Origin of the sequence: Amycolatopsis sp. NPDC004169, from assembly GCF_040610315.1 — a bacterium.
Classification (GTDB): Bacteria; Actinomycetota; Actinomycetes; order Mycobacteriales; family Pseudonocardiaceae; genus Amycolatopsis.
The window spans coordinates 1-20,791 of the sequence record NZ_JBEXMD010000018.1; the positions used below are offsets into that span (position 1 = coordinate 1).

At 72.1% G+C, this 20,791-nt stretch carries 14 protein-coding genes and 1 tRNA gene; 6 read left to right on the forward strand and 9 right to left on the reverse strand.

The annotated features are described in order from the left end of the window. Positions 1–1,997, reverse strand: a 1,997-nt coding sequence (locus tag ABZX11_RS24020; protein ID WP_354916491.1) for a BTAD domain-containing putative transcriptional regulator, incomplete at its 3' end; no start/stop codon positions are given. 167 nt (positions 1,998–2,164) lie between these two features. Here ABZX11_RS24020 and ABZX11_RS24025 point away from each other — a divergent pair. The 3 genes from ABZX11_RS24025 (at position 2,165) to ABZX11_RS24035 (ending at position 5,538) form a co-directional block, all read left to right on the forward strand. After that, on the forward strand, positions 2,165–3,802 hold the full coding sequence (locus ABZX11_RS24025; RefSeq protein ID WP_354916494.1) for a vWA domain-containing protein: 1,638 nt from the start codon (positions 2,165–2,167) through the stop codon (positions 3,800–3,802). Between the two features lie 171 nt (positions 3,803–3,973). After that, positions 3,974–4,939, forward strand: a complete 966-nt coding sequence (locus ABZX11_RS24030; RefSeq protein ID WP_354916497.1) for a ring-cleaving dioxygenase — start codon at positions 3,974–3,976, stop codon at positions 4,937–4,939. Next, positions 4,936–5,538: an alpha/beta hydrolase gene (locus ABZX11_RS24035; protein WP_354916500.1), complete on the forward strand. Its 603-nt coding sequence runs from the start codon at positions 4,936–4,938 to the stop codon at positions 5,536–5,538. Before ABZX11_RS24030 ends, ABZX11_RS24035 begins: the two co-directional genes overlap by 4 nt. 99 nt (positions 5,539–5,637) lie before the next feature. Here the strand turns inward: ABZX11_RS24035 and ABZX11_RS24040 are convergent, their stop codons facing one another. After that, on the reverse strand, positions 5,638–7,143 hold the full coding sequence (locus ABZX11_RS24040; protein ID WP_354916503.1) for a GAF domain-containing SpoIIE family protein phosphatase: 1,506 nt from the start codon (positions 7,141–7,143) through the stop codon (positions 5,638–5,640). Positions 7,144–7,425: 282 nt separating this feature from the next. Next, positions 7,426–7,587 (reverse strand): hypothetical protein, encoded by a 162-nt coding sequence (locus tag ABZX11_RS24045; RefSeq protein ID WP_354916506.1) that lies wholly within the window; start codon positions 7,585–7,587, stop codon positions 7,426–7,428. Between the two features lie 70 nt (positions 7,588–7,657). On the opposite strand from ABZX11_RS24045, the gene ABZX11_RS24050 reads away from it, so the two are divergent. After that, positions 7,658–11,698, forward strand: a complete 4,041-nt coding sequence (locus tag ABZX11_RS24050) for a CshA/CshB family fibrillar adhesin-related protein (protein WP_354916509.1) — start codon at positions 7,658–7,660, stop codon at positions 11,696–11,698. 27 nt (positions 11,699–11,725) lie between these two features. Here the strand turns inward: ABZX11_RS24050 and ABZX11_RS24055 are convergent, their stop codons facing one another. Both ABZX11_RS24055 and ABZX11_RS24060 read right to left on the reverse strand, forming a co-directional pair. Beyond that, positions 11,726–12,397, reverse strand: coding sequence for an ABC transporter ATP-binding protein (locus ABZX11_RS24055; protein WP_354916512.1), 672 nt, complete (start codon positions 12,395–12,397; stop codon positions 11,726–11,728). Beyond that, positions 12,394–13,470, reverse strand: a complete 1,077-nt coding sequence (locus tag ABZX11_RS24060) for an ABC transporter permease (RefSeq protein ID WP_354916799.1) — start codon at positions 13,468–13,470, stop codon at positions 12,394–12,396. The genes ABZX11_RS24055 and ABZX11_RS24060 overlap by 4 nt, the downstream gene beginning before the upstream one ends. A gap of 135 nt (positions 13,471–13,605) precedes the next feature. Here ABZX11_RS24060 and ABZX11_RS24065 point away from each other — a divergent pair, with 135 nt between their 5' ends. Continuing rightward, positions 13,606–14,817 carry a sensor histidine kinase gene (locus ABZX11_RS24065; RefSeq protein WP_354916515.1) on the forward strand — a complete coding sequence of 404 codons (1,212 nt, stop codon included), beginning with the start codon at positions 13,606–13,608 and terminating at the stop codon, positions 14,815–14,817. Continuing rightward, positions 14,814–15,449, forward strand: coding sequence for a response regulator transcription factor (locus ABZX11_RS24070; protein WP_354916518.1), 636 nt, complete (start codon positions 14,814–14,816; stop codon positions 15,447–15,449). Before ABZX11_RS24065 ends, ABZX11_RS24070 begins: the two co-directional genes overlap by 4 nt. Before the next feature lie 363 nt (positions 15,450–15,812). Here ABZX11_RS24070 and ABZX11_RS24075 read toward each other — a convergent pair whose 3' ends face one another. The 4 genes from ABZX11_RS24075 to ABZX11_RS24090 form a co-directional block, all read right to left on the reverse strand. Then, positions 15,813–16,115 (reverse strand): antibiotic biosynthesis monooxygenase, encoded by a 303-nt coding sequence (locus ABZX11_RS24075; protein ID WP_354916521.1) that lies wholly within the window; start codon positions 16,113–16,115, stop codon positions 15,813–15,815. An 878-nt stretch (positions 16,116–16,993) separates the two neighbouring features. Continuing rightward, positions 16,994–17,067: transfer RNA gene (locus ABZX11_RS24080), tRNA-Pro, on the reverse strand. 118 nt (positions 17,068–17,185) lie between these two features. Then, positions 17,186–18,355: an alginate lyase family protein gene (locus tag ABZX11_RS24085; protein WP_354916523.1), complete on the reverse strand. Its 1,170-nt coding sequence runs from the start codon at positions 18,353–18,355 to the stop codon at positions 17,186–17,188. Positions 18,356–18,501: 146 nt separating this feature from the next. Continuing rightward, positions 18,502–20,715 (reverse strand): glycosyl hydrolase family 18 protein, encoded by a 2,214-nt coding sequence (locus ABZX11_RS24090; protein WP_354916802.1) that lies wholly within the window; start codon positions 20,713–20,715, stop codon positions 18,502–18,504. Positions 20,716–20,791: the final 76 nt, after the last annotated feature.

Below are 20,791 nucleotides of genomic sequence, written 5' to 3' on the forward strand. Positions count from 1 at the left end.
TCGGCGAGCAGGACACGCGCCGGGACGGCGGCGCTGGTCTGCGCCGGGCGCGGTGCGTCCTCGACGCGGGCTTCGTCCGGCAGCCAGCGCAGGGCCGGCGGGGCGAACCGCGGTGACGGCGTGACCAGGTCGCGGTCGGGGTCGATGGCCCGGTTCGCCGCCGCCGCGGCCACCAGGTACCAGTCGACGAGCCGGTCGGCGATCTCCGCGTGGGCGGCCGGTGGCTCGTCGGCCCGCGCGCACTGCCGCCCGAACTCGCGGATCAGGTCGTGGAACCGGAACCGGCCCGCGCCGGCGGCCGTGACGAGGTGCGCGGCGGCGAGCCCGGCCGCGGCGCGGTCGCCGTCGCCACGGGGAACCTGACACAGCGCGGCCCCGAGCGCGGCGCTGAACGTGGCCCCGGGGCCGAGGGCGGCCCGGCGGAAGAACCGGGCCTGCGCGGCGGCCAGCGGCCGGTAGGCCGTGGCGAACACCGCCCGGACGGTGCGGGAATCCCCTTCCACGGCCAGGGTTTCCAGCCGCCCGGCCCCGGCCAGCTCGGCGGCGAGCTCGGCGATCGGCCGCTTCGGCGCGCCCACCAGCCGGGCGGCCGCGATGCGCAACGCCAGCGGCATCCCGCCGCACAGCCGCGCCACCCGCGCGGCCGGTCCCCGCTCGCGCCGCACCCGCTCGGCGCCCAGCACCCGGTCCAGCAGCGCGACGGACTCGGCGTGCCCGAAGGCGTCCAGGGCGATCGGGCGCACGGCGTGGCGGGTGCCCAGCGCGGCGAGGTGCTGCCGGCTGGTGACGACCAGCAGGGCCGGTCCGGTGCCCGGGATCAGCGGCAGGACGTCCTCGAGGCCGGCGACGTTGTCCACCACGACCAGGCACCGGCGTCCGTGCAGCAGCGACCGGTACAGCGCGGCCCGCCCGGCCTGGTCACCCGGGATGTTCTCCTCGGGCACGTCGAGGCCGCGCAGCAGTTGCGTCAGCGCCAGGGAAGCCGGCAGCGGCTCGTCCGGGTCCTCGCCGCGCAGGTCGAGGAACAGCCGGCCGTCCGGGAAGCGGGCGGCGACCCGGTGCGCCCAGTGCAGCGCCAACGCGGTCTTGCCCATGCCCGCCGCGCCGGAGAGCACCACCACCGGCCGCTCCGGCTCGTCGAGCACGGCGTCGAGCGCCGCGAGCTCGGCTTCGCGTCCGGTGAAGTACCCGACGCCCGCGGGCAGCTGCGAGGGCCCGGTCACGGCCGGGCGGAGGTCCAGGGCCGGGTCCCGCCGCAGGATCGCCGTGTGCCGGGCCAGCAGCTCGGGGCCGGGGTCGACGCCGAGCTCGTCGGCGAGTCGCCGCCGCAGCCGCTGGAAGGCGTCGAGCGCGTCGGTGTGCCGTCCGCAGCGGTAGAGCGCGAGCATGTGCAGCCCGGTCAGCCGTTCCCGGGTCGGGGCGGCGGCGAGCAGCCTCGGCAGTTCGTGGACGGCCTGTTCGTGGTGGCCCAGCCGCAGTTCGGCGTCCCAGAGGTCTTCCATCGCGCCCAGCCGCAGTTCGTGCAGCCGGTCGACCTCGCGCCGGCCCCAGCCGGACGGCACCGCGTCGGCGAAGGCGTCCCCGCGCCAGAGGGTGACCGCCGCGCGCAGGGTGGTGGCCGCCCGCTCGACGGCGCCGGCCGCGAGGTCGGCCGCGCCCGCGCGGACCTGCTGCTCGAAGCGGTACGCGTCGACCGTCACCGGCGGGACGGTCAGCAGGTAGCCGGGTTCGCGGGTGACCAGCACACCCGGGAACCCGCAGCCTTCCAGGGCTTGGCGCAGCCGGGCGACGTGGCTGTGCAGCGTCTTGACCGCGGTGCGCGGCGGATCTTCGCCCCACAGGACGTCGACCAGCCGCGGGATCGGCAGCACGGTGCCCGCGTGCAGTGCCAGCACGCCGAGCACGACCCGCTGCCGCGTCCCGTGCAGGGTCGCGGGTCCGGCCGGGCCGACCGCTTCGACCGGCCCCAGCACACGCAGCTCACCGGGTTGGGACACCCCAGCTCCTTCCCGCGCGGCACGACCGCTCAGCGAGCGTAACGAGCGTGGCGGAGTGCGAAAACAGCCAACCAGCCGATCCGCGGTGACCGCGACAACCGGTTCACAACCGGACGCGGTGACGCTCGGTTTCCGTTCCCGTTCCGACTCTCCGAGGGGAAATCCGGATGAACACCAGATCGCGGCCCCGGCGCCGCAGACCGTTGATCGCCGCACTCGCGTTCGCCGCCGCGGCCGCGTTCCTGCCCGTGGTCCCCGCGGCCGCGGCCCCGGTCGGCGCGCCGGGGACCAACTCCCCGTGCGGGCCGCTCGACGTCACGTTCGTCATCGACGACACCTTCAGCATGGGCCCGGCGCTGGCCACCATCAAAAGCGACCTCGGCAGCATCGCCACGGCCGTGCAGACCGCTTCCGGCAACGACTACCAGCTCGGCCTCGTCACGTTCAAGGACGACGTGACGGTCCGGACCGACCTCGCGCCGCTGAACCTGGCCGCGGTCACCCCGCAGATCACCGCGCTGGCCGCGACGGGCGGCGCCAACGAGCCCGAAGCCTCCGACGAAGCGGTCAACACCGCCGTGAACAGCCTGCCCGCCGCCGGGCGCCCGCAGACCGGCGACTTCTCCGGGACCTGGCGGAGCAACGCGACGAAGATGGTCATCCTGGTGACCGACGCCCACCCGGGCGGCTTCGACGACGCCTTCACCGCGGCCGACCAGGCCAACGCCCACCAGCGGGCGGTGGAGGCGGCGAACAAGGGCATCAAGGTCTCGTCGGTCTACGTCCAGACGACGGGGCTGCCCGGCATCGCGCCGATCATGCAGGACTACGCCACCACTACCGGCGGCACGTACACGGCGACGCCGGCGGGCGGCGCGGGTGCGGGCGCGGCGATCCTCGACGCGCTCAAGAACTGCCGCAGGACCGACGTGTTCATCAAGGACGCGCCGGGCGACACCGGCGTCGCGCCGCACGGGCTGGACCCGATCTGGACGAGCCCGGACATCAAGGTGTGCGCCACCCTGCCGCCGTGTGCGGCGACCACCCCGGTCGTCGGTGGGACGAGCTACGTGGTCGTGACGCTGAACAACCCGGGCCCGGGCGGCTCCGGCGCGTCGACCGGCCACGTCGAGGTTTCCTACACCGCACAGGGCGGGGCGGCGCTGTGGCCGACGGACTGGACGCTGATCGGATCTTCGCCGACGGTGACCGTACCGGCGGGCACCACGGAGGTGGCGGTCAAGTGGCCGTCGGTGCCCGGCCCGGGTCACTTCTGCCTGCTGGCCCGGTGGATCTCGGCGACCGACCCGATGACCGCCCCCGAGCTGACCGGCTCGAACACGCTGGTCAACACGCGCAACAACAACAACATCGCGTGGCACAACGTGGACACGGTCCAGCTGACGCCGGGCAAGCCGGTGACCCACCCGTTCACCCTCGGCAACCCGGCCCCGGACCGGGCCACCCGGACGGACCTGCTGTTGACCCAGCCCGGAAAGCCGTTCGCGGGCGGCCCCGGCAAGGTGGTCATCGACCTCGGCAAGGTATTGGCCGAGCGCTGGCGCCAGAGCGGCCAGAAGGGGTTCGGCGTGCGCCAGGTGGGGGAGACGCAGGTCGAATTCACCGGAGGCAAGCAGGCGGCGCTGCAGGGCCTGCTGATCCAGCCGGGCGAGCGCCTGGAGACGGCGCTGACGTTCACGGCAACCGACGCGGCGGCGGGCACCGAGTTCGTCGTCCGGGTCTCCCAGTCCGCCGGGGACGAGGACCTCGGTGGCGTGGAGTTCCGGCTGGCGACGGAAAGGTAATCCCGGAGCCGGGCGGTCACCTCGATCCGGTCGAGGTGACCGCCCTCGGACACACGCGTCACCCACGGAGCACGCCGGCAGGTCCTCGGTGTCCCACCCTGACGAATGTCTGCACGGAATATATCTTGCGAGCGAGAGGTTAGGGGGTTACCTTAAGCAGAGGAGGCAACCATGTCGATCAAGACGTCCGGCTTGCACCACGTCACCGCGATCGGGGGCGACCCGCAGCGCAACGCCGACTTCTACCTGCGGACCCTGGGCCTGCGGCTGGTGAAGACCACCGTGAACTTCGACGACCCGGGCACGTACCACCTCTACTACGGCGACAGCGCCGGTAAGCCGGGTTCGCTGATGACGTTCTTCCCGTGGCCCGACGCGCCGAGCGGCCGCCGCGGCACCGGTCAGGCGACGACCACGTCGTTCTCCGTCCCCGAGGCGTCACTCGGCTGGTGGAAGCAGCACCTGGCTGCCAGCGGCGTCGACACCGGCCAGGTCCGCAACGCCGACAACGAGGAAACGATCACCTTCCGCGACCCCGACGGCCTCGAGCTCGCTCTGGTCGCGCACCCGCAGGGCGACCCGCGCGATCCCTGGGACACCGAACTGGTTCCCGCCGCGCACGCCATCCGCGGCCTGCATTCGGTGACGCTTTCGGTGTCCGGAGAGGACGCCACCGCTGGCATGCTGACCGACGGCCTCGGTCTCACCTTCGCGGGCCAGGACCGCAACCGCCTCCGCTTCGCCGCCGGCGACGGCGGGCCGGGTGCGCTGGTCGACGTCCTCGTGACCCCGGACGCGCCGCGCGGGCTGGTCGCCGCGGGCACCGTGCACCACGTCGCCTGGCGTGCGCCGGACGAGGAGACCCAGAAGACCTGGCGTGAGGAGCTGGTCGGCCGGGGTGTGCACGTCACGACCATCCTGGACCGTCAGTACTTCCGCTCGATCTACTTCCGCGAGCCCGGTGGCACGCTCCTGGAGGTCGCGACCGACGAGCCGGGCTTCGCGATCGACGAGCCGCTGCTGGAGCTGGGCCGCGCGCTCAAGCTGCCGCCGTGGCTGGAACCGCGCCGCGAAGAGATCCAGCACATGCTGCCCAAGCTGAACCTCCCCGCCGAGAACAACCCGGAGCTGTCATGACGCTGCAGCACAAGTACGTCGAGGGCGCACCGGACGCGCCGTTGCTGCTCCTGCTGCACGGCACCGGCGGCAGCCCGGAGGACCTGCTCGGCCTGGCGCGCGAGCTGAGCCCGGACGCCGCGGTGCTGGCCCCGGCCGGCCCGGTGTCCGAGCACGGCGCCGCACGCTGGTTCCGGCGGCTTGCCGAGGGCGTGTTCGACCACGAAGACGTCGTCAAGCGCGCGAACGAGCTTGCGGACTTCGTCGTCGAAGCCCGCGAAAAGTACGGGCTCGGTGACCGGCGGCTGGTCGCCGTCGGGTTCTCCAACGGCGCCAACATCGCGGCCGCGGTCACGCTGCTGCGGCCGGAGGTCGTCCGTGAAGCCGTGCTGTTCGCCGCGATGTCACCGGTGCCGGAGCCGCCGTCGCACGACCTGAGCGCGACGCGGGTCTTCCTGGCCAACGGCGAACGCGACCCGATGGCCCCGCTGGCATCCACCGAGGAGCTGATCCGGTTGCTGCGCGAGCGCGGCGCCGACGTCGTCACGCAGCGCCACCCCGGCGGCCACCAGATCACACTCGACGGCGTCCGCGCGGCCGCGAAGTGGATCATGGCCTGACGTTCGTCCGGAGCTCGGACCCGGCTCGCCCGGCCTGCGGCGGTGAAGCTGGACTGCAGGTCGACCGCCGGGCGCGCGACGGCGGCCGAGCCGAGGACGTCAGCCCGTGATCGGGCGGTGCACCTGAGGTGCGGTGATCGCCAGGACGGCCAAGTCGTCGTGCCGGCCGGAACGCGCCCATTCGGACGCGAGCATGTGGATGTGTTCCGTGACTGCCTCGGCGGGCATTCCCGCGCACGCGCCGAGCGCTTCGGCGAGCCTCTCTCCGCCGAACATGGCGTCGCCGAATGGGCCGCCGCGGGCTTCGGTGATCCCGCTGCTGTACAGCAGGCACGTCTCACCCGGGGCCAGCAGGACCTCCGCCGTGGTGGCCTCGACGGCCGGTAGCACTCCGAGCAACGTACCGGACGTCGCGACGGGTTCGACCCGGCCGTCCACGCGTACCACCAGAGGCGGCAGCTGGCCGGCGGCCGTCACCCGTACGCGGGCCGATGCGCCGTGCCGCGAAACCGAGGCCAGTGCCAGCGTGACGTACCGTGCGTCGCCGTCGTGGCGGAGGACGTCGTTCAGCAGGTTCAGGATCCGGTGGTGATCGCTGACCAGCCGTAGCAGTGCGTGCAGCGCGGTGCGGACCTTCCCGCTCAGCACCGCGGCTTCGAGTCCCTTGCCGCACACGTCCCCCAGCACGGCGACCGGCTCTGCGGTGGTGCCGGAGCGTGGGTAGACGTCGTAGAAGCCACCTCCGACGCGGTCGGGGTCGGTCGCGGCCTGGTAGCGGCCGGCGAAGTCGACTTCGTTGATCCGGCCGACCCGGGGCGGACGCAGCTGCCTGGCCAAGGTGGCGGCGGCCGCCGTTTCCCTGGCGACGAGCCGCGCCGTGGAGATCGCCAGGCCGGCCCGGGCGGCGAAGGAACGCACGAAACGTTCGTCGTCTTCGGAGAAGGCCGGCCGGGCTGTGCCGCGCAACAGCACCAGTGCACCGACCGGGGTGCCGTGCCCGGGCAACGAGGTCACCGCGACCGAGGTGACCGGACCGAGGCCTGGCGCCGCCAGCCAGGGCGGCACCAGCGCCGGGTCGATCCAGGCCGAGGGGATCGGGGGGAACCCGGTGAGCGCCTCCGCCAGCCCGGGCATCGTCTCCGGGTCGATCGGCAGGGAACGCGCCCGGGCGCGCTGCCCCCGGATCGACCGGGTCACGTCGTGCTCACCCGGTAGTTCGCCCGGTGCCACGACCAGGGCGACATCGGCCAGGTGCGTACCGGCCAGCTCCGCGGTGATCCGCTGGCAGCGCAACTCGTCCGCCGACGACAACTCCGCGGACAACCGGGCCAGCAGTGCGGTGTGGTCGCGCTCCGCCAGCAGCTCTTGCCTGGCTCTGTGGCTGTCGGTCACCTCGGACAGCCACCACAGCACCGAGCCGTCGAGCTGGTCCACACGGTGGCTGGCGAACCAGCGGTCGCCGATCCGGCCTCCGGCCGCGGGTTCCGATGGGTCGGCCAGCCAACCGGGCACCGCCGGAAGGAGCAGGTCACCCGCCTGCAACGCCGGGAACAGCACCCGCGCGGCGGCGTTGAGCGCGATGCATCGATTGTCCCGCGCCTGCAACGCGGGCGAGGGCGCACTGAGCCAGGCTGTGTTATCCGGAGCCGAAGCGGGTAGATTTTTCACATCAGCAGAGCACCCCCAGGTGGTGGGCTCCTCACCCCATCGCCGCTCGACAGCAGGTCGAGCTCAAGACTAGCTGCTCGAGCGAGCGAATGCAGGCCCTGAATTCGCCGTGAGACGCGGATGCATCGGTTGCGCGTCGGTTGGTTCACGCCGGGAGGCCGGTGGACGACCCTGTCGGGCTTTCACCTCCATGCACAAAGGCCGGAGGAGCCAATCGCTTCAGGCGATCACCTGCCTGCCGCGAACCTGGGGCAGCCGCGCTCCCGAGGCGGCCGAGGAAAGTCTGGTCGCCGTCGAGCCGCCGGTCGGCGCGGTGGTCGTGCTGGACGAGTAAGTCTCCGGCCGCGCCTGCACGCCCGCCACGATCGATTGAATGATCATCTTTCTGCCAGCTGGTTTCCGGTCGGTCGCGCACGATGACCTGAGCAGCAGCCGAGGTGGAGGTCGGTCGATGAGTGGCGTGTCGTGGCGGAAGGTGCCGGCGCTCCTGGTGGTGGCGACACTGCTCGCGTGGTGCGTGTCCGCGTTCGGGCCGCCCACGCGCGCCGCCGCCGCGACCCACGACTGCGGGTTCGCCTCGGCGGGCACCGGTACCTACGCGCGGACGCTGTGCTGGTTCGACCTGTCCGGCTACGACGCCGCGGAGGCCACCTCCGCGGCGGGCCAGCGGCTGACCTTCGCGCTGCCCGGCGGCTACCGGCTCGCGGTCACGCTCAAGGTGTCCGGCGGTCCCGTGGCCGCGAACCGGCTGCCGACGTATTCCGCGGCCTACCTGGGCAATTCCGGGCACTACACGGGTGTGCCCGGACGCCCGGCGCTCTACCAGACCTCTTTCGGCACGACGACGGTGGCCGCGCTGACCGACATCGTGGCCACTGACAGCACCGGAGCAGTGGTGCAGGGGTACGGGCTGGTCGGCGCGGACGCCGAGTCGACCGACGCCGGCGAGTCGATCGAGTGGACCTCGTCCTCGGCACTCGAATCACTGACCGCGACGGGAACCGATCCGGGGATCGGGAACGCCTGCGGCGGGGGGTACACCGGCATCGGCACGCGGACCGTGCGCTGCACCGGTCGCACGGGCGCGAACAAGACCGGCACCGCGATCATCTCCGCCGAAGACCCCACGTCGTTCAGCCAGCGCATGGTGGGCGGCGGGCGCCAGGCAGTCGGGTTCGGCGTGCTGGTCTCCAGTCTCCAGCTGGCCAAGAAGGTCGTGCGGGGCTTCCCCGGCGACTCGTTCGCGGTCTCGGTCGCGGCGCCGGGTGGCAGCGTGCTGGCCTCGGCCGACACCGGCGGCGGCAACTCCGCGAGCACCGGCGAAGTCACCGTGCTGGCCGGGGCCCGTGGTGGTGACTACACCCTGCGCGAGACGGCGACCTCGGGCCTGGAGTCCAATTACGACAGAGCGTGGTCCTGCACCCGCAACGGCAAGGCGGACGGGGAACTGCCCGCCGGCGACGCCGGTGACTCGGCGCGGGTGCACGTCGGCATCGGCGACTTCGTGTCCTGCACGGTCACGAACACGGGGAAACCCGTGAAGCTGAAGCTGGAGAAGCACGCCGCGGCACCGGTCGACGTGAACCGCAACGGGATCACCGACGCGGGCGACACCATCGGGTACACCTTCACCGTCACCAACACCGGCGCGCTCGAACTGCACGACATCGCCGTGACGGACGCGAAGGCCGGGCCGGTCACGTGCCCCCGCCCGAGCCTCGCACCGGGGGAGTCGCAGACCTGCACCGCGCAGGCGCCGTACGTCATCACTCCGGCCGACGAGAACGGCGGAGTGGTGGTGAACACCGCGACGGCCTCCGGGCTGCCTCCGGGCAATGCCACCCGGGTGACGTCCGACCCGTCGTCGACCCGCACCCCGACCGAGAAGCCCGCCCCCGCGCTGACGCTGACGAAGTCGGCCTCACCCGACAACCCGGACGCGTACACCGCCGGCCGGCCGATCACCTACTCCTTCCGGGTGACCAACACCGGCAACGTGCCGGTGAACGAGCTCGCAATCGACGAAACCGCCTTCTCCGGCAGCGGTGTCCTGTCCACGGCCGTCTGCCCGGTCGCCACGCTGGCTCCCGGCGCGAGCACGACGTGTACGGCCAATTACGTGCTGACCCAGGCCGACGTCGACGCGGGCCGGCTGGACAACACCGCCACCGCGAACGGCAAGCAGCCCGGCTCGCGGGTCCCGACCACGTCGAACCCTTCGAGCGTCTCGATCCCGACGCCCGCGCACCCGGCGATCACCTTGGTCAAGACCGCCGATCCGGCGACCGTCGACCGCGCCGGCCAGTCCGTCGGCTACACGTTCGTGGTCACGAACACCGGTGACGTGACGTTGCGGGACGTCGGTGTCGACGAGGTCCGCTTCACCGGCTCCGGCCCGGCGCCCGTCGTCGCCTGTCCGGAGACGGTGCTCGCCCCGGGCGCCGCGCAGACGTGCCGGGCGACCTACTCGGTCACGCAGGCCGACGTCGACGCGGGCGCGGTGGAGAACACCGCTGTCGCGCGCGGAACGCCACCCCGCGCGACGGAACCGACGACGTCAGAGCCGTCGTCGGCGAAGGTGACCGCCACGCGCTCGGCCGCCCTTGCCCTGGTGAAGTCCGCCCGGCCGGCTGTCGTGACGTCTGTGGGGGAGCCGATTCGCTACTCGTTCACGCTCGAGAACACCGGCACCGTGACGCTGACCGAGGTTGAAATCACCGAGGGCGCCTTCAGCGGCAGCGGGCCGCTGGGCGCGATCACCTGCCCGGACGGGAGCGCGGTGCTCGCACCCCGCCAGGTCGTCACCTGCACGGCGGACTACGCGGTGACCCAGGCCGACCTCGACGCCGGTCGCATCACCAACAGCGCCACGGCGGCGGGCACCCCGCCCGCGGGCTTGCCGCCGGTGACGACGCCGCCGGCGACGGCGGTCGTGACCGCCGGTGGCGGGGCCGCGCTCACCCTGGTCAAGTCCGCCGAACCGGCTACCGTGGCCGGCGCGGGCGAGACGGTGAGTTACCGCTTCGCCGTGACCAACACCGGAAACCGCACCCTCGCCGAGGTGTCCGTGCGCGAGACGGCGTTCAGCGGCACCGGCCCGGCGCCGGTCGTCGAATGCCCGTCGCGGACGCTGGCGCCCGGGCAGGCGCAGACCTGCACAGCCACCTACACCTTGACCCAGGCCGACGCCGACGCCGGCACGGTGACCAACACCGCCGAGGCGACCGGCATCGCCCCCGGTGGTGAACCGGTCACCTCCGGCCCGTCGCGGGCGAGGGTGACCGTGCCCGGCAAGCCGGGGCTGTCGCTGGTCAAGTCCGCCGACCCGGCTGACGACGGGCACTTCCGCGCCGGGCAGACGGTCACCTATTCCTTCGTGGTCACCAACACGGGGAACCGCACGCTGACCGCGGTCGAGGTGCACGAGACGGCGTTCTCGGGCACCGGACGGCTGTCCCCGCTGTCCTGTCCGGGCGGCGGCGCGACGGTGGCCGCGCTGGCTCCGGGGGAGCAGGCGGTGTGCACCGCAGCCTACGTGCTCACACAGTCCGATGTGGACGCCGGAAACGTGTCCAACACGGCCGTCGCCACCGGTACCCCGCCCCAGGGCGACCCGCCGGTTTCGGATCCGTCGACCGTCGTCGTGCCGACGCCGCCGGACGCCGCGCTCACCCGGGCGAAGACGGCCTCGCCGGGTACGGTGTCCGCGGCCGGGCAGGAGGTCACCTACTCGTTCGTCGTCACCAACACCGGCAACGTGACGCTCTCCGCGCTGTCGATCCGCGAAACCCGCTTCACCGGCAGCGGCGGGGCACCGGTTGCGGTGTGCCCGGCCGGTCCGCTGGTGCCCGGGCAGCACGTGACGTGCACCGCGACCTACCGGGTCACGCAGTCCGATGTGGACGCCGGACGGATCGACAACACCGCGGTCGCGTCGGGAATCCCGCCGGCGGGTGGACCCGCGGTGGACTCGGTGCCCGCGAGCGCGACGGTGCGGGTCACCGCCGCCGCGGCACTCGCGATCACCAAATCGGCCCGGCCGGTCGACGTGAACGGCGACGGCGTGACCGGCGCCGGCGACCGGATCGAGTGGACGGTCACCGTCGGCAACACCGGTGCGGTCACCGTCCGGGAGATCCGGGTCGACGACCCGTCCGCAGGCGTGGCGACTTGCCCCGCGACCGAGCTGGCGCCGGGCCAGGCGATGACGTGCACGGTGCCCGCGCACACGGTCACCGCCGCCGACGTGGCCGCAGGCCGGGTGCGCAACGTCGCCACCGCGGCCGGCACCGGGCCCGACGGATCGCCGGTCCCCGCCGGGCAGGCGGTCGCCGTCGTCCCGGTAGTCCCCGCACCGGCACCGACCGGCGGCCCGCACCGGCTCCCCGTCACCGGCACGGACGTGGGCAGGCTGCTCGGCCTGGCGAGCGTGCTGCTCCTGGCCGGGGCAGCGCTGTGCGCGGCCGTCAGGCGACGGGACGTGACCCGGTGAGCCGGCCGGGGCAGGCCGCGGACCCCTTCATGCGGTCGTCACGCGGCCGTCGTGGACTTCGGCGATCCGGTCGACGGCGGTGAGGTGGGTGCGGTCGTGGGTGACCAGGACGGTCGCGGTCGCGCGCTGGTGGGTGAGGCGGGTGATGAGGTCGAGGACGGCGGCTCCCCGCTCCTGGTCGAGGGCGCTGGTGGGTTCGTCGACCAGGAGGACGGTGGGGTCGTTCATCAGGGCGCGGGCGATGTTGACGCGCTGGCGCTGGCCGCCGGAGAGCTGGTGCGGGAGGCGGCCGGCCTGAGGGGCGAGGCCGACGGCGTCGAGCAGGTCCAGCGCGCGGGTGCGGGCCTTGGCCGGGGAGCGGCCGTCGATGGCCGCGATGACCTGGAGTTGTTCGGCGGCGGTGAGAGCGGGCAACAGGTTGGGCTGCTGGAAGACGACGCCGATCTTGTGGCGGCGCAGATCGGTGAGTTCGCCGCGGGGGAGCCCGGTGGCGGTGGTGCCGTCGATGACGACGGTGCCGGAGTCGGGCGTGATCAGTGCGGCAGCGACGGCCAGCAGGCTGGACTTGCCCGACCCCGACGGGCCGACCAGCGCGGTCAGGGTGCCGCGGGGGACGTCGAGGGTGACACGGTCGAGTGCGGTGAGGCGGGTGTCGCCGTCGGGGTAGGTGAGGGTGACGTCGGTCAGGGCGAGGCTCATCGGGCGCTCCCGAGTGCGGTCAGCGGGTCGACGGAGGTGATGCGGCGGATGGCGAGCGCGGCGCCGAGCGCGCCGAGCAGAACCATGGCGGCGGCGGGAACGAGCACGGTGGCGGGGGTGAGGACGAAGGGGATCGCGGTGCCGGCGAGCGCGGCGCCGAGTGCGGCGGCGAGCCCGGTGCCGGCGAGGGTGCCGCCGGCCAGCAGGACGACGGCCTGGCCGAGCGCGTCCTTGAGCAGTCCGGACGTGGTGGCGCCCAGTGCCTTGAGGACGGCGATGTCGGCGCTGCGCTGGATGGTCCAGACGGTGAAGAAGGCGCCGATGACCAGGGCGGAGATGGCGAACAGGAAGCCGCGCATCAGCTGCAGGGAGCCGTTTTCGGAGGTGTAGGAGCCGATCGCGGCCAGGGAGTCGTCCCGGGAGACCGTGGTGGTGCCGGCTGCGTGGTCGGTGGTATCGAGGTCGGCGCCGGGCGTCGTGGTCAGGGCGATCACTGTCGCGTCTCCGCCGGTGGGCGGGGCGATCGCCCGCCAGGTGGCGAGGGTGGTCCAGATGACGGGGGTGTGGCTGTACCAGGCGTCGCCGGACACCGCGGCCACGGTGAGCCGCCGTCCGGCCAGGGTGATGCTGCCGCCGGGCCGAGTGCCCAGGTCGGCGGCGGCCGTCTCGGACAGGACGACGGAGTGCTCGGTGAGCCGGCCGGAGTCGGGGGCGAGGCTGGATCCGGGCAGGACACCGAAAGCCGAGACGCCGGTGCTGCGGTCGCCGGCGTCGGCTTTGGTGGTGGTGATCCCCAGCGGTTCGGCGCTGGTGATCCCGGGTGTGGCCGACCACCGCTGCCACTGCGCCCGGGTGACGGCGGAGTTGGCGTAGGACAGGCTCTGGCCCCCGCCGGGGGCGGCGAAGGCGATCTTGTCGGCGGCCAGGCCGGTGATGGCGGACACGTTCTGCCGGCCGAGCCCGGCGGTCAGTCCGGACAGCAGGCCGACCAGCAGGGTGATCAGCACGATGACGGTGCCCATCAGGGCGAAGCGCCCTTTGGCGAACTTGAGGTCTCTCCAGGCGACGAACATGGCGTCGATCGTCGTCGCGGACCACCGCTGCGGCATCGGGCCGGGGATGGCACTTCCCGGGCCGGACTGCGGCGCGCCGTCTCCACCTTTCGATAGAGGTGGCTCGAGCCACGGCTCCGTAGGCTGGGAAGCACTGTGAACACCGCTCCTGCCCTGACCCCGACCAGCCGGGTGCTGACCTGGTGCCTGCACCTGCTGGTGCTCGCCCTGCTCGCCTTGGCGGCGGTGCGGGCCGTGGCCGGGGGCCGCGCTCACACCGCCGCAGTCGTCGCGGTGGTGGTGGCGTGCGCCGTCGTGTACGCGGCCGGGCCGCTGCTGCCGCGGGTTCGCGCGTCGCGGTGGGCCGCCGCGGCGTGGCTGGGGCTGCTGAACGCCGGGTGGCTCGTGCTGGTGGTGCTGACCGCCGACGGGGTGTGGGTCGCGTTCCCGCTGTACTTCCTGCAGCTGCACCTGTTGCCGCGGCGCTTCGGGCCGGCCGCGGTGATCGCGACGGCGGTGGTCGCGATCACCGCTTTCGCCGCCCACCAGGGTGGGTTCAGCCCGGCAGCCGCGATCGGCCCGGCGCTCGGTGCGGCCGTCGCGGTCGCCGTGGTGTGGGGCTACCAGGCGCTGTACCGGGAAAGCGAACGCCGTCAGCGGTTGATCGAGGAGCTGACCGAAACGCGCGCCGACCTGGCCGAGGCGCAGCACACCGCCGGGGTGCTGGCCGAGCGGGAGCGCCTGGCCCGCGAGATCCACGACACCCTCGCTCAAGGGCTGTCGAGCATCCAGCTGCTGCTGCGCGCCGCCGGCCGGTCCCTGCCCGAAGGCTCGGGCAATGCCGCCCGCTACGTGGAGCAGGCCCGCCAGGCCGCCGCGGACAACCTCGCCGAGGCGCGCCGCTTCGTCGCCGCGCTCACCCCGCCGGCGCTCGACGACACCACGCTGGCCGGTGCGCTGGAACGCTTGTGCGCCACCACCAGTACCCGGCACCGGCTCACCGCGAGCTTCCACGTCACCGGCGACCCGGTCCCGCTGCCGGCCGCGCACGAGGTCGCGCTGCTGCGCATCGCCCAGGCCGCGCTCGCCAACACCGTCCGGCACGCCGGCGCCGCCACGGCCGAGGTCACCCTGAGCTACCTCGGTGACGAGGTCGCCCTCGACGTCGTCGACGACGGGGCCGGCTTCGACGACGGGACACTGCCGGTGGCCGATCCCGGCGAAGGCGGGTTCGGGCTCGCGGCGATGCGTACCCGCAGCCAGGCGCTGGGTGGTTCCTTCGCCGTCGAGTCGGCACCCGGTCGCGGCACGGCGCTGGCCGCCCGGCTTCCCCTGCCCGGCGATACCCGGCTCGAGGCCCGGTCGTGACCGGCACCCCGATCCGGCTGCTGCTGGCCGACGACCACCCCGTCGTGCGGGCGGGACTGCGCGCGGTACTGGAGACCGAGCCCGGCCTGGTGGTGGTCGCCGAAGCCGCGACAGCCGAAGCCGCCGTGGCGCGAGCAGCCGAAGGGGACATCGACGTGGTCCTGATGGACCTGCAGTTCGGGCCCGGGATGACCGGAGCCGACGCGACCGCGGCGATCACCGCGCGGCCGGGCGCGCCCCGCGTCCTGGTCGTCACCACCTACGACACCGACGCCGACACCCTGCCCGCCATCGAGGCCGGGGCCACCGGGTACCTGCTCAAGGACGCCCATCCCGACGAACTGGCCGCCGCGGTGCGGACCGCCGCGGCCGGGCGCACCACCTTGGCGCCGACCGTCGCCGACCGGCTCCTCGACCGGATGCGCCGACCCGATGTCGCGGTCACCCGGCGGGAGATGGAGGTCCTCACCCTGGTCGCCGACGGGCTGTCCAACCGGGCCATCGCGCAGCGCTTGCACCTCACCGAAGGCACGGTGAAGTCGCATCTGGCGCGCTGCTACACCAAACTCGGCGTCGACTCCCGCACCGCCGCCGTGGCGACCGCGACGGACCTGGGGCTCATCCGCCGCTGACCCCGGGCGCCCCGCCGAGCATTTGCCGTTTCCCTGCGCCGGGGTTCGCGGCCGGCTGCGCGGGTTGTCACTGCCTGATCAGGCCCGTCCGCCGTCTCTCGCGACTGGCCAGGTCGGTCGCGCTGGTCAGCGTGGCCGTGGTGTAGGCCGGATCGGCGGCGTGGATCCTGAGGTCGCGGTCGAGGACGAGATACGCGGCGGGAGCAGCTTGGAATGCCGGGTTCGAGCACCCTTGCGAGCCGACGGGCCCCGGCTCGACAGGCTCGACCGATGCTGGATCACGGCGTGCAGCACCTCGGCGGGCCTCACCGTCGTCTTCGTCGCGCTGCCCTCGACGATGACGAGCGCTGTGTTCGGCTCTCCTTATTTCAGCTTCGCGGCCAGCACATCGAGTTGCGCGATGTCCGGCGGCTTCGAGAACAGCTCGTCGGCCTGCGCCCCGAGGGCTTGGCCGACTTTTCCCTGCAGGTGGGCCGTGCGGCCGGCGTCGTCGGGGAAGAAGTCCACGATCGCGTAGGTCGTCGGTCCGAGTTTGACGGCGAACCAGGGGTAGGTGTCCGGCTCGTCCTCGACCAGCGAGCGGCCGGTGTTGAGGAATTCTTCGACGTCGGCCTCCTTGCCCGGCTGTGCCTCCAGCGTGACGAGCAGTCCCACCGTGACGGCCATGTCTGCCTCCTGCGGTTCGTTCGGTCTCCGGACCGGTCCCAGCATCGGGCGGGCTGGCGGGCGGGGCTTCGGCCCGCCGGGCCCGAGATCGACCGCGGTTGTCGGCCTGCCGGGCGGAGGTGCCCGACGCCGGACGGCACCACGCTGGGGTTCACCACCGCGTATCCACGGCAGAAGGGACCTGGCCATGATCGTCAGGTCGGAGTCCGTGTCGCTGGAGGACGCCCGGCGGGTTGCCGTCGCGGGGGAGGCCAGGGCCGCTGAGAGCAGGACCAGACGGTGGCCGAGGCCGCGGCGAAGGCCTTCTAACGACCGTCCCGTGGCGAGATCGGCCGAGCTGCAGCGTGAGCCCTCGTCGGACTTCCCAGTCTTGGAGTACGAGATCCTGTCCGTGCTCGCTGCCGCTCTCGCCATTACCGCTCGCCGCGAACGAATCCGCAATGGACAGCGCGATCAAAAAGGGGGCCGCCCCGACCGCAGTGAACGCCTGACTCCGCGGTCGGGGTTGGCGAACCGGCTGCTGGACTGGGGCGCAACGGCGGCTATGACCGTGTCGCCGGCCTCGCCCCCCCGCCGGACGTGGGTGGAGGCACGCCCCGTTGCCAGGGGCGCCGGGGGCAGGTAGTACGGGTTCTCCGGCAGCACGCCGCACATCAGCACCTGCGGGTGGGGTCTTGAGCAAGTCGAAGACGATGTTCTCGCGGTACCGCGTGATGTCGTAGACCCACAGGATCGCTTGCGGGTAGCGGCTGGTGAAGTCGTTCAGCGCGGCCTCGTACCGGAACAGTTCGGTCAGTCCGGCATGCCCCGGGTCGGCGTCTGACCGGACCCCTGATACGACGAAAGCCACGTCTACCTGCGTAAACGTGGCTTGTCCGTCGGGCTGACAGGATTTGAACCTGCGACCCCTTGACCCCCAGTCAAGTGCGCTACCAAACTGCGCCACAGCCCGGACCCGCACTCCCTGAGTGCGTGAGAAGTACTCTAGCGTGCCCCTCGAACGGCCCTGCAAGCAGGGTCCCCAGTCCCTCTGACCTGCAAAAACACCTCAAAAGGACTGGGGACGGGGCTTACGCAGGGTTGCCGGCGTGGGTCAGGGTCTGCCATGCCACGAACAGGTTGTTCGAGCCCGCCGGGCGCTGGCGCTCCGTCAAGGTCTGGGTGTTCGACATCGCGATGCCCAGCCGGGTGTTCAGGGCGTTGAAGCCCACCTCCGTCACCGGGCCGAGGCCCAGGTTCAGGTGGCCTCCGCACAGCCACGACGGCACCGCCGCTCCCAGCTGGTACTTCGACTGGAAGCCCAACGCCTGGCGCAGGCGGGTGCCGATCTCCGTCGGGTACACGTCTTCGCCCTGGATGCGGAGTGTCTCGGCCACGTCCGCTATGGCCGCTATTCCGTAGCCCGTGTGGGTGAAGTCGCGGCAGGTTTCCTGGGTCAGGCCGTCCACGAACGTCGACTGGCCCTGCCAATAGTTCACGATCTGGTCGCGAGAGGACAGGCCACTGCCCGGGACCGTCTTCGGGAGCGCGCCGTCCGATGACAAATACACGTACGCCGCGACGCGGTTGCGGTAGCGGGTTACCGCCTTGTCGTAGCTCGTCCTGTCCTCCAGGAACACCGAAATGCCGACCGCGGCCTCCATCATGGACAGTTCCCAGTTGCCGTTGCTGTTACTGCCGTTGATCACCTTGCTCAAGTAGACATTGCGCAACATCGTGGCGAAGCGGCCCGAATTCGGCCAACTCGAATACGTGTACTTGATGATCTCCGCCGCCCGTGGCCACGACGAGCCCGCCCAGCCCGTCTGCAGCGGGGCGTTGCTGTTCGTGTGGCTCGTGATCACCGCCGACCACGCGTCCATCAGGGCGATCGCCTTCTGCGCGTAGCGCGTGTCGCCGGTGATGTACCAGATCAGGGCGTCCGTGTACGCCGCCAGTGCGTCTTCGCGCTCGTCCGTGCAGCCGTAGTTCGGGTTCGAATACGAGCCGCATTCGACCACCGCGCGCGGCTTCGGCGTCCGGGACAGGGACGCGTACGAGCTGGCCCGCGCCTGGTCGTACGCCGCCTTCCACGGCTGGGCGCCCGCGTTCACCTTGGCCTTGACGAAGTCGAGCTGCGGCCGGCTCACCAACACGCCCGGGTGGGTGAACGCAGCCGGGGCTGCTAAAGCCGGGGCCGGGACGGCGGCCAGGCCCACGAGCAGGGGGATCAGCGCGAGCACTTTGCGGAATCGGGACATTGCTCTCCTCGAGACGACGGTGTCTGGGGACGCGCGCCGGCTCAGTGTCATGGTCCAGACCATGACTGGTCAAGCTTTTCTTTGTGTCCCAAAGAAAGGGTTCAGCCCGCTGAACGGAACTGTTCAGCGGGCTGAACGCACATCCCTCAGCCGAGCCCGGCGCTCACCGCGTTCATCAACGCGCCGGTGTCGCCCGACATCTCCCACGCCATCACGCCGAGCAGCCCGCGCGACTTGAGCCACGTGGTCTTCAGCCCGATCGACCACGCGTCGTCGAACGTCCACCACTGCCCGCCGTTGCCCGTGTAGCACGACGTCGCGACGGCGGCCGTGTCGTGGTGGACCGTGCAGTTCGGCACGCTCGCCACCAGGTTCGCGTACCCGCGGGTGCCCGCTTCTTCGGCGAACTGACCCGGCGCCGCACCGTTCGCCGATTGCCATTCGCCGAACTTTCCGCCGTCGGCCACGCCTTGCCAGCCGCGGCCGTAGAAGGCCAGGCCGAGCGTCAGCCGTCGCGGGTCGACGCCCGCGTTCGTGTACGCATTGATCGCGCTTTCCGCACTGAAGTGGAAATTGTACGGGTCGTCCGCGTCGGCGTACAGGTTGCCCTGGTGGCCGGTGCGGTTCGGCTCCCACGAGTTGTCGCTGCCCGAGCCGTGGAAGTCGTACCCCTGCACGTTGGCCACGTCCAGGGAGCTGAACACCTTCGACAGGTCCCAGCCGGCCGCGACCTTCGCCGGGTCCGCCGGGGTGAACGCGTGCAGCTGGTACCGCTTGCCGGTCGTCGCGCCGTAGGCGTCCAGCTGCGTGCGGAACTCGGCCAGCAGCGCCGTCAGGTTCGCCTTGTCGTTGGGGCTCCAGTGGTTGCCCGGGTGCCCGTCGCCGCTGGCCGGCCACTCCCAGTCGAGGTCGATGCCGTCGAAGATGCCGGCCGCGGTGCCCGGTCCGCCCGCACCGCCGTAGGGCGCGATGTTGCCCTTCAGCCAGGTGTCCACACAGGACGAAACGAACTTCTTGCGCGACGCGTCCGTCGCCGCGACGTCGGAGAAGTACTTCGAGTACGTCCAGCCGCCGAGCGACACCAGCACCTTCAGGTTCGGGTGCTTCGCCTTCAGCTTCTTGAGCTGGTTGAAGTTGCCGCGCAGCGACTCCCAACCGGTGTCGGCCACGCCGTCCACCGACTGCGCCGCGGAAAACGGCCGCGAGTAGTCGGCCTCGGCGTCACCGGCGCCGTCACCCTGGTTGGGGTCCTGCGGATTCGCCGTGGTGCCCTTCGTGACGCCGGACAGGCAGGTCAGGTTCACCGGATCGATGTTCTCGAACGCGTACAGCAGGTGCGTCAGCTTCGCCGCCGCGCCCGAGGTCTCCAGGTTCTTCACGAAGTACTGGCGCCCGTAGATGCCCCACTGCACGAAGTACCCGACCTTCGCGTACCCCGAGACGATGTCACCCGTCCGGGCGGTCACCGCGGCGCTCGGCGCCGATACGTTGTCGTAGCCGTCGCGGGCGCGGACCGTGAACGTGTACGAAGTGGACGGTGCCAGGCCGGTCACCACCGCCGACGTCGTGGTCACCGTCGTGGCCAGCACCGATCCCCGGTACACGTCGTAGCCGATCACGCCGGTGTTGTCCGTCGACGCCGTCCAGGCCAGCGAGACGCTGCCGGAGTCGGCGGCCGTCGAGCGCAACCCGGTCGGGGCGGACGGTGGCTGCGTGTCGTCGGCCGGGCTGTTCGTCGTCACGGACAGGGCAGTGCTCGCCGGGGACGTGTTCCCCTTGGCGTCCTTGGCCTTCACCGTGAACGTGTAGGCCGTCCCCGGGGCGAGCCCGGAAACGGTCGCGCTCGTCCCGGTCACCGACGCGGCCAGGGAGGCGCCCTGGTAGACGTCGTACCCGGTCACCGGGAGCGAGCCGGCCACCGACGCGTTCCACGCCAGCGCGACCGTCTTGGTCGTCTTCGTGACGAGACGCAGGTTCGACGGCGCGCCCGGTGGCGTGTCCGGTGAACCGTCGCAGTTGGCGTTGTCGACGCGGCACTGGGTCGGCGTCGCGGCCGCACTGAGCCGGAACGTCGGGCTGTACGGGTAGGTGTTCCGGCCCGGCGCCAGCGTCGCGATGTAGTACGCGGGCGTCAGCGTGACCTGGGTGCCGTTCTGCGTCACCGTGCCGTTTTCCCCGGTCGACGCGGTGACCCCGGCGGGCAGCGTGAAGGTGATCGCCCAGTTGCTCACCGACGTGGTCCCGGTGTTGGCGACGGTGTAGGTGCCGGTGGTGCCGCTCAACGCCAGGGTGGCGGTCAGCGAACCGGCTGCGGCGGCGGGTGGCGCGAGCGCCGCGGTGCCGCCGAGCGCGATGAGCAAGGCGGCGAGTGCGGAGCGTAGTCGTGCGGGAGTGCGTCTCATGGCGGTTCTCCAAGCGGCACGAGGCGGGGGACGA

Excerpts from the sequence above, each read along its gene's own strand:
- ABZX11_RS24025 (WP_354916494.1), top strand. The coding sequence starts at position 2,165 with ATGAACACCAGATCGCGGCCCCGGCGCCGCAGACCGTTGATCGCCGCA.
- ABZX11_RS24030 (WP_354916497.1), top strand. The coding sequence starts at position 3,974 with ATGTCGATCAAGACGTCCGGCTTGCACCACGTCACCGCGATCGGGGGC.
- ABZX11_RS24060 (WP_354916799.1), bottom strand. The coding sequence starts at position 13,470 with ATGTTCGTCGCCTGGAGAGACCTCAAGTTCGCCAAAGGGCGCTTCGCC.
- ABZX11_RS24075 (WP_354916521.1), bottom strand. The coding sequence starts at position 16,115 with ATGGCCGTCACGGTGGGACTGCTCGTCACGCTGGAGGCACAGCCGGGC.
- ABZX11_RS24035 (WP_354916500.1), top strand. The coding sequence starts at position 4,936 with ATGACGCTGCAGCACAAGTACGTCGAGGGCGCACCGGACGCGCCGTTG.
- ABZX11_RS24050 (WP_354916509.1), top strand. The coding sequence starts at position 7,658 with ATGAGTGGCGTGTCGTGGCGGAAGGTGCCGGCGCTCCTGGTGGTGGCG.
- ABZX11_RS24085 (WP_354916523.1), bottom strand. The coding sequence starts at position 18,355 with ATGTCCCGATTCCGCAAAGTGCTCGCGCTGATCCCCCTGCTCGTGGGC.
- ABZX11_RS24045 (WP_354916506.1), bottom strand. The coding sequence starts at position 7,587 with ATGATCATTCAATCGATCGTGGCGGGCGTGCAGGCGCGGCCGGAGACT.
- ABZX11_RS24055 (WP_354916512.1), bottom strand. The coding sequence starts at position 12,397 with ATGAGCCTCGCCCTGACCGACGTCACCCTCACCTACCCCGACGGCGAC.